The organism is Methylomonas sp. EFPC3 (assembly GCF_029643245.1).
GTDB classification, from domain to species: Bacteria; Pseudomonadota; Gammaproteobacteria; order Methylococcales; family Methylomonadaceae; genus Methylomonas; species Methylomonas koyamae_B.
The window spans coordinates 3,163,113-3,175,714 of record NZ_CP116398.1; the positions used below are offsets into that span (position 1 = coordinate 3,163,113).

General features: G+C 57.4%; 11 protein-coding genes. 5 read left to right on the plus strand and 6 right to left on the minus strand.

Annotated features, from left to right (window positions below):
* Positions 1 to 4: 4 nt before the first annotated feature.
* The 4 genes from PL263_RS14180 to PL263_RS14195 all read right to left on the minus strand — a co-directional run bounded on the left by PL263_RS14180 (position 5) and on the right by PL263_RS14195 (position 4,163).
* Positions 5 to 1,855, minus strand: a complete 1,851-nt coding sequence (locus PL263_RS14180) for an EAL domain-containing protein (RefSeq protein ID WP_278209958.1) — start codon at positions 1,853 to 1,855, stop codon at positions 5 to 7.
* Positions 1,852 to 3,015 carry an FIST C-terminal domain-containing protein gene (locus PL263_RS14185; RefSeq protein ID WP_278209959.1) on the minus strand — a complete coding sequence of 388 codons (1,164 nt, stop codon included), beginning with the start codon at positions 3,013 to 3,015 and terminating at the stop codon, positions 1,852 to 1,854. The genes PL263_RS14180 and PL263_RS14185 overlap by 4 nt, the downstream gene beginning before the upstream one ends.
* A gap of 285 nt (positions 3,016 to 3,300) precedes the next feature.
* A complete protein-coding gene (locus tag PL263_RS14190; protein ID WP_278209960.1) occupies positions 3,301 to 3,549 on the minus strand; it encodes a hypothetical protein in 249 nt (82 codons plus the stop codon).
* The gene (locus PL263_RS14195; RefSeq protein ID WP_278209961.1) at positions 3,546 to 4,163 is read right to left on the minus strand and encodes a DUF6438 domain-containing protein; all 618 of its coding nucleotides are present in this window, start codon (positions 4,161 to 4,163) and stop codon (positions 3,546 to 3,548) included. The genes PL263_RS14190 and PL263_RS14195 overlap by 4 nt, the downstream gene beginning before the upstream one ends.
* Before the next feature lie 348 nt (positions 4,164 to 4,511).
* On the opposite strand from PL263_RS14195, the gene PL263_RS14200 reads away from it, so the two are divergent.
* From PL263_RS14200 to PL263_RS14220, 5 genes are all read left to right on the plus strand, one after another.
* Positions 4,512 to 5,609, plus strand: coding sequence for an IS5 family transposase (locus PL263_RS14200; RefSeq protein ID WP_278209962.1), 1,098 nt, complete (start codon positions 4,512 to 4,514; stop codon positions 5,607 to 5,609).
* 547 nt (positions 5,610 to 6,156) lie between these two features.
* Positions 6,157 to 7,005 (plus strand): aldo/keto reductase, encoded by an 849-nt coding sequence (locus PL263_RS14205; RefSeq protein ID WP_278209963.1) that lies wholly within the window; start codon positions 6,157 to 6,159, stop codon positions 7,003 to 7,005.
* A gap of 93 nt (positions 7,006 to 7,098) precedes the next feature.
* A complete protein-coding gene (locus PL263_RS14210; protein ID WP_278209964.1) occupies positions 7,099 to 9,135 on the plus strand; it encodes a TonB-dependent receptor in 2,037 nt (678 codons plus the stop codon).
* A gap of 13 nt (positions 9,136 to 9,148) precedes the next feature.
* Positions 9,149 to 9,664: a YfiR family protein gene (locus tag PL263_RS14215; protein WP_278209965.1), complete on the plus strand. Its 516-nt coding sequence runs from the start codon at positions 9,149 to 9,151 to the stop codon at positions 9,662 to 9,664.
* A complete protein-coding gene (locus tag PL263_RS14220) occupies positions 9,661 to 11,598 on the plus strand; it encodes an ATP-binding protein (RefSeq protein ID WP_278209966.1) in 1,938 nt (645 codons plus the stop codon). Before PL263_RS14215 ends, PL263_RS14220 begins: the two co-directional genes overlap by 4 nt.
* A gap of 8 nt (positions 11,599 to 11,606) precedes the next feature.
* Here PL263_RS14220 and PL263_RS14225 read toward each other — a convergent pair whose 3' ends face one another.
* A complete protein-coding gene (locus PL263_RS14225) occupies positions 11,607 to 12,083 on the minus strand; it encodes a CreA family protein (RefSeq protein WP_140913204.1) in 477 nt (158 codons plus the stop codon).
* Between the two features lie 39 nt (positions 12,084 to 12,122).
* Positions 12,123 to 12,599, minus strand: coding sequence for an MEKHLA domain-containing protein (locus tag PL263_RS14230; protein WP_278209967.1), 477 nt, complete (start codon positions 12,597 to 12,599; stop codon positions 12,123 to 12,125).
* Between the last annotated feature and the right edge of the window lie 3 nt (positions 12,600 to 12,602).

The following is a 12,602-nucleotide window of genomic DNA, read 5'->3' on the forward strand; positions in this document are numbered from 1 at the left end:
GGTTTCACCAGGGGCTGCCGCCGGCCAGCAAGGCCTCGAATTCGGCGACCGGCAGCGGCCGGCTCAGCAGGTAACCCTGGTAATGGCGGCAGCCGAAACGGCTTAACAGCGCCAGCTGTTCCGGAGTTTCCAGACCTTCGGCGATGACTTCCAGGCCCAGCGTTTGCGCCATCGCGATGATGGTCTGGGTGATTGCCGCGGCACTCGGATCGCTGGCGATATCGCGGACGAAACTTTGGTCGATTTTCAATTGGTCCAGCGGCAAGCGCTTCAAATAGCCCAACGACGAATAACCGGTGCCGAAATCGTCCAGCGAAAAGCGGATACCCTGGTTCTTCAGCAACTGGATTTTATCGATCGCATCCTCGGCTCGGTTCAACAGCACGCTTTCGGTGAGTTCCAGCTTCAAGCGTTGCGAGACCGACGGGTAGTCGGCCAACAGCGCGCCGACCTTGGCGGCGAAGTCGTGTTGTTGAAATTGAATCGCACTGACGTTGACCGCCAACGCCAGCCGGCCGAGCACGGGATCGGCTTGCCAGGCCTCAAGCCGGCGGCAGGCCTCGGCCAACACCCAATCGCCCATTTCGATAATCGACCCGTTTTCTTCCGCCAATGGAATGAATACGGCCGGAGATATCATGCCGCGCCGCGGATGGTGCCAGCGGATCAAGGCTTCGGCGCCGGTCGCCCGATTCCGGTCGTCGGCTTGGACTTGGTAATACAGCTCCAGTTGGTTGCCGCGAATCGCCGCCAGCAAGTCCGCTTCCAGTTCCAAGCGCTGCATCATCGCCGCCTGAATTCCGGGATCGAAGAAGCGAATCGTATTGCGGCCGGCGGTTTTGGCTTGGTACAACGAGGTTTCGGCATTTTTCAGCAGACTTTCCAGACTGTCGCCATGCGCCCGAAACAGGCTGATGCCGATGCTGAAGGTCGCCAGCAAACCGCGCGAGTCGCATTGGTATGGCGTTAGCAGCGCCTGCTGCGCCTTGTGGGCAATGGCTTCGGCCTGAATCGCCGCTTCCTGCTTCGATACCGACAACGGCCACAGCAACAAAACGAATTCGTCGCCGCCGAAACGGGCCACGGTATCGCCCTCCCGCACGCAATACTCCAGCCGGCGCGCGGTTTCGACCAGGATCTTGTCGCAAGTCTCGTAACCGTATATGTCGTTCAATTGCTTGAAATGGTCGAGGTTCAGCGTCAACAACGCACCGTATTGGCCGTTGTGGCTGGCCATCGCCATCGCTTGCTGGATTCGGTCGAGCAGCAACACCCGGTTGGGCAGGGCAGTCAAACTGTCGTGCAAGGCCAGAAAATCGGCGCGTTGGTCGGCTTGGCGTTTGTCGGCGATCAGTTGCGAGGTATGTTGGTCGTAATGGCGGCACAGCAATATCGCCCTGGCCAAATGCGCCATGATCGGCTCGAACATCCGCGTCAGCGGCAGATGGGTTTCCGGCATGATCGGCGCCATCAGAATCACGACGCCGATGTCGGTGATCGGCAAGCGCAGAAACGCCCGATAACGGTCCGGACTCACCGGCAATCCGGAAAATAGTGCGACCCGGTCGTCTTCCCGCGCCGCCGGACCCAGCGCCAGGTCTGCCGGCAACGATACGGTCTCGCCGATGTGTTTAATCAATTGAAAATCGCCGATCGCGGCCAGCAGCGCCGCGTCAAGAAAAGCGCTGCCGGCCGTGGCGCTTGGGGATAAATCCAGGCAAATGAAACCGGCCGGAAACGAGGTGAAATACAACAGGCGTTGCAGGGTGCGAGTCAGCAGCGGCTTCAAACTGATCTCGCCGCCGATCGTCATCGCCATTTCGTACAAAACCGGGATGACCTCGTCGTGCCTCATGTGCGGTTGGTCCAGGCGGCGGTAACGACGGTGGCGTTATGGAATAAAGGGTAGCCCCACAGCGTGGTGTCGCCGATTTCGCCCAGGGCCAGGCCGCCAGCGATTGCCGACGCTTGGCTCAAATTCTGAAAAATCGCCAATTCTTCGCCGGCGCTGGCCGCGCCGAGATGTTGGCGCCGACCGGCGCAATAAAACAACAGCAGTTCGCGGCCGGCCGGAGCGCCGCTGAGTTTGACCAGACCGCCGTGCAAGCTTTGCAAAGTGCCAGGCGAATCGACTTGCGGCGCATCCAATAAGGCCAACATCGAATGCGGCGGCACTTCGCCGATGCAATACAGCGCGTTATCGGCGTCGAGCATGACCGGAATCCGCACCACGGTGGTGTGGTTGGCCCTGAGTATGCCGAACGGAAAATGCACCGCGTATTGGTAAAAGTTATCGCGGGTAATCTCGACGCCGAATTTGGCCCGCACCAGTTCCTGATAAACCTCGAACGCCGGGCGCCAGTCGATATGTATGATCCGATTGCGGTCGGTGGACGTCGCCGGCAAGGTTTCGGCTTCGCTGCGGTAACCGTGCTCCAACACCGCCCCGTCATGCGGCTTCAGCAACAGCGCCAACACGCCGTTGCCGATAATCCGCTGGTTGTCGAACAGGCAGGGCATGGCTTGAAAAGTCTCGCTGCCGGCGTTGACGCCGGCGTAATGCACCCGATTGGCCAGGTGCAGATAAAGCTCGTCGAGCAGGGAGCCGATATTCGGCAGCAGCGCATCCAGCATTAAAAACAGCGTGGCCGGCACCTCGTCCTCCAGATGGCCGCCGACATGGCCGGCTATGGTCTCGGCGGCCTCGGCCGCACCGAGGGCGTCCTGCCGCGCCACGTCGAACAGCGCCGCGTAGGGCATCCGGTCGAACCGTAACAAACAAACGCCGCTGCTGCGAAAGCCGGTACCGTAGATCAATTGCGGAAACATCGCGCCGCACAACGGCAGCCCGCCACGGTTGCACAAGGCCTGCAACGCCGGAATCGACGCCTTTTCGGCTTCGGGCAACAAGGCCAGCACGCCCATTTCCGGAAAAAGCGCGCGCCACTCCGCCAACCGACTTTCGATGGCGGCTAACTCTATCGAGGGAAAATAGGCGAAACTTGCCGGCGCCATTGTGCACGCTCCGTAACCGTTACGATCTAAAGCATACTGGGCGTAGGGGAAAATGTAAAAACCGGGTGCAGAACCGCGCTGGCTGGCGCACACTTTTCGCAGCGCAGGGCCGGGGGGAGCTGGTAGATGGCAGGGAAGTACGGATTCCGATGAGATCCGCCACCGGTTCCAATTTCAACATTGCCAGTGGCGGCGAGCGGCCAATTTCCGACCTTCGGGGCAGGATGTCTGAACGGCTGGTCTTTGTCAGGAATTGCGCGTTTAAAGAATAGCGTTACCGAGAATTTACGGCAACGAGCAAGGAAAGTTGTCTTTTTGTGCTTGATTGAGGCTGGTAAAACTATTGACATCAACAACGGCACGAACATCTTGTAACCATAAGCCGCCATAGAATCCGGAATAATAGGCCGGGCGGCCATCTAAAAAGCTATAGGTTATAGTTAAAGGCGTATTAGGATTAAGCCCGGTGACCCGGTCACCGTTCCAAGAATACTTTGCCAAGGTATTTATGATTTTTTGTTGATTCGTAGTCATTTAATATAGTCCATCAGTAATTTATAATTGGGGGAGTGGTTTAAAATTGGGCAGTATTCACGTCTGGGATTGGGCTTTGGAAAACATAGCCATGGCTCCAAATTAATCATATTATTGAGAATACTTACAAATTCTTTGAGAAGGACAGCCACAGGTGCAATTTTACTCGTTTCATTGCCATTATTATAGATAATAGAAGTACTCCAATCTCTATCGTCAATATATTCTATTTTATACCGTTCCAGATTATATTGTTCATCTTGGCTTAAATTATGCCGGTTGTCATAGCGCACCATAAACTCGGAAAGTTCTTGTTTGCGTTTTTGATATAGTTTTTGATAGAGATCGACCAGATATTGCACCTGTTTAGGTTTTATCTTGCCGTAGCGGTCACCGATGACATTGACATCGTCAACCCCGTGATAATGCACAGTTCCATCCGCATAGAGCTCAATTTGATAATTAAGCCACGCAGCGCTTTGGACGCCGTGCTTGTCAAAAATCAACACAGGCGGGGGCTTTGCAGGGCAACTTCCAATCGACAAAATCCATAAAATCATAAGGCGCAATAACCAGCGGGCATTGCGCCGTATTTTCAAACTATTCAAACTCATATAAATCTCCATCCATTCCTGCTCAATTTAAAGGATAAATACCACGTTCAACCCATCGGTGAAAGGTCGAACAAGGCCAGTCTTTTCTTGCTAAACATAACCATGTTTCATTGGGTTGTAATGGATATAATTCAAATGCGCTTGAAAATCCGCTTCATCTCGAATGAGATGATTCCAATAACGCCGCTGCCAGAGCCGCGTTCTCCTCGTTTAAGTCGCACACTCGATCTGTGCTCGGTTGTGGGTATTGCTTTAGCAGGCTGGTGAAAAACTCCCAAAGCCAAGCAATCCGAGACCGATAACTGCTGGTAAGGGTTAAAATAGGCTATCTAAATTGGAGATGCCCCAATGCGCGGACACGATGCCATCCAACACAGCTGGTTCAGCTATGTCAGCCTGGAAGACCGTATTCCCAAACAACATCCGCTACGCCGCTTACGGCTATTGGTCGATGGCGTCTTGGCCTCAATGGATGCCGTGTTCGCCGAGCGTTACTCCCACACCGGTCGCCCGTCGATTGCCCCTGAAAAACTGCTGCGCGCCTTGCTGTTGCAAGTGCTCTATACCGTTCGCAGTGAGCGACAGTTGATGGAACAACTGGACTACAACCTGCTGTTTCGCTGGTTTGTCGGCTTGGGCATCGACGATACTGTCTGGGAACGCACGGTATTCAGCGCCAACCGCGAGCGCCTATTGTCCGAATCCCTCAGCCGCGAATTTTTCACCCGAGTGCTGGCCATAGCGGAATGGCAAAACCTGGTGTCCGACGAACACTTCAGTGTCGACGGCAGCCTGATCGAAGCCTGGGCCTCGCACAAAAGCTTCGTAAAAAAAGACGGTAGCGGTCCGGATAAGCCCGCCGGCCGCAATCCCGAGGTCGACTTCAGCGGCGAAAAGCGCAGCAACGCCACCCACCAAAGCACGACAGACCCGGAAGCGCGGCTCTACAAGAAAGGCGAATACACCGAGGCCAAACTGCGCTACATCACCCATGCCCTGTCCGAGAACCGTAACGGCCTGATTGTCGATGTCGAAACCACCCAAGCTACCGGCACCGCCGAAATCGAAGCCGCCCAAAAAATGGTCAAACGCCGCGTGCCCAAAGGCGGCAGCGTCGGTGCCGACAAAGGCTACGACCAACCGGCGTTCGTCAACCAACTCAACGCGCAAGACATCAAAGCCCATGTGGCCCGCAAAAAGACCGGCAGTGCCATCGATGGCCGCACCGCTCGCGGCAAAGGCTATGCCCAAAGCCTCAAGCGCCGCAAAATCGTCGAAGAGGCCTTCGGCTGGATCAAGACGGTCGGAGGCCTGCGCAAAACCCGCCACATGGGTTTAGCCAAAGTGGCAGGCCAAGCCTTATTTTGCTTTGCCGCGTACAACCTGACACGGCTGCTGAACTTACTGGTATTCACGCCGAAACCGGCGTGGGCTAAGCCCACCTAGGGCGAAGTGCGCCTGAAGACCGTCCAAAGACGGCGTCAGGTGGATAAAAAGGCCTCGAAACAGAGGCCTAACCGTTGAAACTCGATTTTATGACTGATTTCAACGCGAAAAAATCACGAGAACCGCGGGTAAGGGAAAATAGGCGCGAGTTTTTCACCAGCCTGTTAGGGCCGTAGGCTGGGTAGAGCAACGCGAAACCCAGCGGATACTTTGAAATGGTCAAGTTTCTTTCAATCCAAATATTTTTTGAATTTCAAAACTCTTCGGCTTCAAAGCTGGGTTTCATTATCATTCAACCCAACCTACGTCCACAAACGTAGATTCAGCTTATGCCCTATTAGCAGTCACTGGAGATCTCAACCAACTGTCGCTTATGGGTCGATTGCACCATTTCATCCCCCAAAAACTGACATCATCGCTGGCCTGGTCTGAACACATCTGGCGACAGTTCTTTACCTAGCATGGGCGCGGTTTTGGCGTCGAATACGCCGGCAATTGACGGCCCGACGCCAATCGCCGAAGATCAAGCTTTTTTCGGGAGCCTCTCATGCCAGACCACGCTTTTGTAGTTTCCGCCGCCGGCGTGCGCATGCCGGGCATCCTTTACGGTACGGCCTGGAAACAGGAACGCACGGCCGAACTGGTCGAGCAAGCCATCGCTGCCGGGTTTCGCGGCATCGACACCGCCTGCCAGCCCAAGCATTACGACGAAGCCGGCGTCGGGGCAGGCGTTGCCGCCGCCTGCGCTAAATCAGGCCTTACCCGCGCCGAGCTTTACCTGCAAACCAAATTCACGCCGCTGAACGGCCACGATCCGCTACGAATTCCGTACGACCCGAGCGCCGGTCTGGCGGACCACGTCGCGCAATCGTTCGCGATTTCGCAACGCAATCTGCAGACCGATTATCTGGACGGCCTGGTGTTGCACTCGCCGCTGGCCGACCGCAAGCAGTTGCTGGAGGTCTGGCAAGCCATGGAAACCCTGGCCGGGGCCGGCAAGGTGAAGCAGTTGGGCATCAGCAATTGCTACGATTTTGCGCTGTTCGAATATTTGTACCAAACCGCCGAAATCAAGCCGGCCGTGGTGCAAAACCGGTTCTACGCCGACACCGGCTACGACAAGCAAATTCGCGCTTTCTGCCGGCAGCGGCAGATCGTCTACCAAAGTTTTTGGACCTTGACTGCCAACCCGCGGGTGCTGGCGCATCCGGCAGTAACCGCAGCGGCCAGCGCACGCGGCCGGACGCCGGCGCAAATATTTTTCCGTTATCTGCACCAACACGGTGTCGTTCCGCTGACCGGGACCTGCTCCGCAGCGCATATGGCCGAGGATTTGGCGATTTTCGAATTTGCGCTGGACGCCGACGAATGCGCGGCGATTTCGGCGCTGTTTTGACCGGATAATCCGACGCCGTTCGTACCATAGTCGCGTTGCCTGTGGCCGCGACTCACTTATAATGCGGGACAACTTTTGCCTTCATCCTATTCCATGGCCTCAACTCGCCTGATTCGCCAATTCGCCGGCCTGTGCCTGACGCTGCTATCGGCGCAACTGGCGATGGCCGACGACGACGCGGACGCACTGGACAGCACCAGCGAATTGCTGTCCTTGAGTTGGGACGAACTGACCGAACTGAAAGTATCCGGTCTGGCCCGCCAAGCGCAAACCGTCAAAGACACGCCAGCCGCGGCGTTTGTGATCAGCGCCGAAGATATTCGCCGTTCCGGCGCCACCAGCCTGCCGGAACTGTTGAGGATGGCGCCGGGTATGGCCGTGGCCCGCGTCAACAGCTGGAATTGGGGCGTTAGCGCCCGCGGCTTCAACGATCTCTACGCCAACAAACTGCAGGTCATGATAGACGGCCGCAGCATTTACGATCCGCTGATCAGCGGCGTTTACTGGGGTCAGCATATTCCGCTGCTGCAAAACATCGAGCGGATCGAAGTGCTGCGCGGTCCCAGCGGCAGCCTGTGGGGCGCGAATGCGGTGAACGGCGCGATCAATATCGTCACCCGCTCGGCGGCCGACACCGAGGGCGGCTTGTTGACCGCCGGCGGCGGCACCGAGGAGCGCGGCTTCGGCGGCGTCCGTTACGGGCAAAAGCTGTCCGATTCGACGTATCTGCGCGGCTCCATCAATGCGCTGGTGCGCGACGCCAGCGTAGATATGGCCGGCCTGCACAATACCCACGATACCGGCAACGCCGAAACCGCCAATTTCCGCCTGGACAGCCAATTGACCGAACGCGATCAACTGATGCTGGAAGCCACCGCCACCCGGTACCGGCTGCACGGTTTTTTGACCGGGGTGTCGTCGGCCACGCCGCCTTACTGGCGCCAGGACGACTTCGGCAAGGACGGTGTATCCGGCAGCCTGCAAGGCAACTGGACCCACCAGTTCGACGGCGAGCGGGAACTGCGGGTGAACATGGCCTTTACCCAGACCGATTGGCAAATGGCCACCAACCGGATGAGCCGCTCGCATTACAACCTGGACATTCAGCATAGCCAGCCTCTGTTCGGCAACCACCATTTGCTGTGGGGTTTGAATTACCAGATCATCGACGACCGTTTCGACAACACGCTGACGCTGGGTTTCGAGCCGGACCGGTTTACCCAGCACAACATCGGCCTGTTTGCCCAGGACAACATCGACCTGCTCGACAACCTGCAATTGACGCTGGGTAACCGGGTCGAACACTTCACTTACACCGGTTGGGAAACCGAACCCAACGCCCGGCTGATCTGGACTCCGCACAAAAACCATCGGCTGTGGGCCGGAGTGTCCCGGGCCGTGGCATTACCCAACCGCGCCCAGCAAAGTATCCGGCTATTTCTGCCGGTCCCCGGCCAACAGTCGTTATTTTTTCTGGCCGACGCCAATCAGGACATGCGCACCGAAAATGTGCTGGCTTACGAGCTGGGCTGGCGCTGGCAAGTCAACAGCCGGCTGGATCTGGACAGCACCGTGTTTTACAACATTTACGACCGGATTCAAGGCGTCAAGGCCAGCGGTTTTACCGCCAATCCTCAAGCGCCGGGTTTTCCGCTGCCGATTCTCGGCCTCAGCGTCGGCAACTACCGGCAAATGAAAAGTTACGGCCTGGAACTGGCCGCCAACTACCGGGTCAGCCACGAGTGGCGCCTGCAGGCCTCCTATACCGGCATTCGCTTCGACAACGACGCCGACCGCCGGCAGCCCTGGTTTCTGGACCCCTTGGCCGAGGAAAAAGTCAATCCGCAGCATAGTTTGTCGCTACGCTCGATGCTGGACCTGACCGACGATATCGAACTGGACGCCTGGGCGCGTTACGTGGACCGCATCAGCGTCAACCAAGTCCGGATTCCGGACTACATTTCGCTGGATCTGCGGGTCGGTTGGCGGCCGGCCAAGAATCTGGAACTGTCGCTGGTCGGGCAAAATCTGCTCGACGGGCAGCGTCCGGAATTCAACGACGTGGTGTACATTCCGGTCTCCAGCCAGATTCAACGCGGTTATTTTGCCCAACTGTCCTGGCGGTTCTAGGTTGAGTAAGACGATGCGCCTTTGTCTATATATGCTACTCAACCTCTGCGTTTGGCTGCCGGTTGCGGACGGCCAGGCGGCGGAATTGGGTACTGCTGAACGCGAATACCAACTAAAAACCGCCTATTTGTTTCATTTCGCCGAATTGACCCGCTGGCCTGAAGCCCGGCCCATCGTCATCTGTTTGCGCGGCTCCAGCCCGTTACGGAAATTTCTGCCGGTTTTGGAAGGGCAAACCATCGACGGCGCGCCGGTACATGTCGATCTCGAACCCGGTCCCGATATCGATAGCTGCAGCATTTTGTTCCTGGCCGAAAAAGACTTGCTGACCGCGGAAGTCGCCGGGCAAGCCCGGGCCAGGCACGTGTTGCTGGTCGGCGACAGCGAGGGATTCGCCGCGGCCGGCGGCATGGTGCAATTCAGCTTGCGCGACAACAAACTGAAACTGGTGGTAAATTTAGCGCCGGTAAATTCCGCCCACTTAAAATTGAGCTCCAAATTGCTTCGGATGGCCGAACTAATCGAATGACAGCCTCGACTCAACCGCGAATCTCCATCAGCCGCAAGCTCGGCAATATTCTGCGCCTGATGGTGATGCTGAGTCTGATGGTAGCGACCGTGTCGCTGACCATTCGCGAGTACGGAGCGTTACAGCAGGCCATCGGCTACAAGTTGCGGCTCACTGCCAACATGATCGGCCAAAACAGCAGTTTCGCGCTGCTGTTCGACGACGCCCAGACCGCGCAAGAAATTCTGGACGCACTGGCACACGACCCCGACATCATTTCCGGCCAAATTCAGAACACCGCCGGCAAAATCCTGGTCAGTTACCGCAAGCCGGCTTCGGCCTGGCACGACTGGTGGCCGCAGCAAATCGCCAAAACCCGCTCCATCACCCAGCCCATTCTGCACAAGAACCAGCAGGTGGTCGGTTATATCGCGCTGGAAGCCAGTCTGAAACAGAGCTACCACACGCTGCTATTCAACGCCGTGTTAAACGCCAGCATTATCCTGATCGCATTGAGCGTGGTCGGCTTGTACGTGCGACGCCTGCAACGTTCGTTTCTGCGGCCGATCCTGCAGCTGGCCGAAACCGCCCGGCAGATCGAGCAGGACCAGGACTACAGCCGGCGCTCGGCCTATGCCGGCAACGACGAAATCAGCGATCTGGCCGAGGCCTTCAACAACATGCTGGCCCAGACCGAAGCCCACGAAGCCGATCTGGAAATCCAGGTCCAGACCCGTACCCGGGAACTGGAAGCCGCCAAGCTGGACGCCGAATCGGCCAATCAGGCCAAAAGCCAGTTCCTGGCGAATATGAGCCACGAAATCCGCACGCCGATGAACGCGATCGTCGGCCTGGTCGAGTTGTGTCTGAACAGCGCACTGAGCGTTAAACAGCGCGAGTACTTGCTGCGGGTCGAATCTTCGGCCCATTCGCTGATGACTCTGATCGACGACATTTTGGACTTTTCCAAAATGGAAGCCGGCAAGATGCAGATGGAGACAATCCCGTTTTTATTGGAAGAGACGCTGGAGCACGTGTTCTCGACCATGTTGCAGCTCAGCGCCAAGAAAGGCATCCGCCTGATCCGGCCTGAACAAACCGACGCCTACCATGCCGTGATCGGCGACCCGCAGCGTTTGCGGCAAATTTTCATCAATCTGGTCGGGAACGCAATCAAGTTTACCGAACGCGGCGAAGTCCGGGTTGCCGTCACCGAACTAGAGCGCGATGCGGCAACGGTACGCCTGCAATTTGCCATCAGCGATACCGGTATCGGCATTAGCGCCGAGCAACAAAACAAGCTGTTCCAGGCCTTCAGTCAGGGCGACAGCAGCGTCACCCGCAATTACGGCGGCACCGGTTTGGGCCTGATTATTTCCAAGCAATTGATCGAACAGATGCAAGGCAGCATCCGGGTCGACAGCCAGCCCACGATCGGTTCGACATTTACCTTCGATGTGCTGCTCGGCGTCACCGATCTGGCCACGATCCGCAATTTCCAGATGCGCCGCCACCGCAACGGTTTCGATCCGGACTTGTTGCGGCCACTATACGGCAGCCGGGTATTACTGGCGGAAGATAACGAAATCAACCGCATCGTTGCGGTCGAATTATTGGAACAGGCGCAAATTCAGGTCGATGTTGCCGAGAACGGCGAAATTGCGTTGCAAAAACTGCAAGACAACCGCTACGACTGCGTACTGATGGATGTGCAGATGCCGGTCATGGACGGCTACCAGGCCACCCGGCTGCTCAGGCAAATAGCGGGCTGCGGCGATATTCCGGTCATTGCGATGACCGCCAACGTCATGCCCGGCGACCAGCAACTGTGCGCCGCAGCCGGCATGAACGATTTCATCGGCAAACCGATTCTGCCGGCCACCCTTTACCAAGCATTGCTGAAATGGATCAAGCCGGGCGCCGACCCAACCGTCGAGGTCCCGCCGCCGGGTTGAACCTCGGCTTACTTACCCCACGGCATGACCGGTACCGTCGATACGCTGTTGGCCGGCGCGCCTTCGATCACCTTGCGGCTGATCGCCAGATAGACCAGGGTGTTGTGTTTGGCGTCCCACAAGCGGGTAATGTTGGTGGATTTGAACAGTAACGAGGTGCTTTCCGAAAATACGGTTTCTTCGTCGGGCAATTTGGCCGGCAACGCAATCGGGCCGATCTGGCGGCAGGCCAGCGAGAACTGCGACGGGTCTTCCGCCAACCCCAAGCCGCCGGAAATGCCGCCGGTTCTGGCCTGACTGATATGGCAAATCACGTTCGGAATCTTCGGATCTTCGAACACGTCGACGCAGACTTTATGATTGGCGCCGATCAACTTCCAGGCCGTAGTCACGCAACCGACTTCGTCGGCCAGCGCCGGTGCGGCGGCGGCGATGGTCAAGCCGCAGGCGATGCGGCCGCCGTGTTTGAGCAAGGTTTTCAACATAATAGTCTCCGCAGGGTTTTCGAAAAACGGGCAGGCGCGTCAGGGTAACAAGCGCCAATCGCTAAAACAAGCGGCCTGACCGTAATAGCGTCGCCACTGGTCGTAAACGTTCCAAACCACCGCGTGCTCGATCAAAAAACGCTTGCCGGACTTGGCGATGCGCACGCCGGAATAGTCGTCGATATAGCCGCGGCTGGAGACTTGCGCCAACAAGCGCTCGCGTTCTGCGCGGTTAACCGGTTCCGCCGAAAACCGCGACGGCAGGCCGACCAACTCCTGCCACTCGAATTCGAACAGGGCCAGGGCTTGGCGGTTGGCGTAGTTGAATAGCGGATCGGCATCGGCAGTATGCGACAGCAGCGCGAATCCGGCGTGAAAGGCGGCCTCGCCCAAGGACTGGCCTGGCAGCGGCTGAAGCAGCGGCGTGCCGAGCAATTCCCGGTAGCTATCCAATACCAGGCCTATATGCCGGCTATGAAAATCGTTGGCGGGGCTGGGAACGGTCAAGTCAAGCATACG

Bases quoted from the DNA above. Each gene is read 5' to 3' on its own strand.
- PL263_RS14220 (WP_278209966.1), top strand. From the start codon at position 9,661: ATGACAGCCTCGACTCAACCGCGAATCTCCATCAGCCGCAAGCTCGGC.
- PL263_RS14215 (WP_278209965.1), top strand. From the start codon at position 9,149: ATGCGCCTTTGTCTATATATGCTACTCAACCTCTGCGTTTGGCTGCCG.
- PL263_RS14225 (WP_140913204.1), bottom strand. From the start codon at position 12,083: ATGTTGAAAACCTTGCTCAAACACGGCGGCCGCATCGCCTGCGGCTTG.
- PL263_RS14190 (WP_278209960.1), bottom strand. From the start codon at position 3,549: ATGACTACGAATCAACAAAAAATCATAAATACCTTGGCAAAGTATTCT.
- PL263_RS14205 (WP_278209963.1), top strand. From the start codon at position 6,157: ATGCCAGACCACGCTTTTGTAGTTTCCGCCGCCGGCGTGCGCATGCCG.
- PL263_RS14210 (WP_278209964.1), top strand. From the start codon at position 7,099: ATGGCCTCAACTCGCCTGATTCGCCAATTCGCCGGCCTGTGCCTGACG.
- PL263_RS14230 (WP_278209967.1), bottom strand. From the start codon at position 12,599: ATGCTTGACTTGACCGTTCCCAGCCCCGCCAACGATTTTCATAGCCGG.
- PL263_RS14185 (WP_278209959.1), bottom strand. From the start codon at position 3,015: ATGGCGCCGGCAAGTTTCGCCTATTTTCCCTCGATAGAGTTAGCCGCC.
- PL263_RS14180 (WP_278209958.1), bottom strand. From the start codon at position 1,855: ATGAGGCACGACGAGGTCATCCCGGTTTTGTACGAAATGGCGATGACG.
- PL263_RS14195 (WP_278209961.1), bottom strand. From the start codon at position 4,163: ATGAGTTTGAATAGTTTGAAAATACGGCGCAATGCCCGCTGGTTATTG.
- PL263_RS14200 (WP_278209962.1), top strand. From the start codon at position 4,512: ATGCGCGGACACGATGCCATCCAACACAGCTGGTTCAGCTATGTCAGC.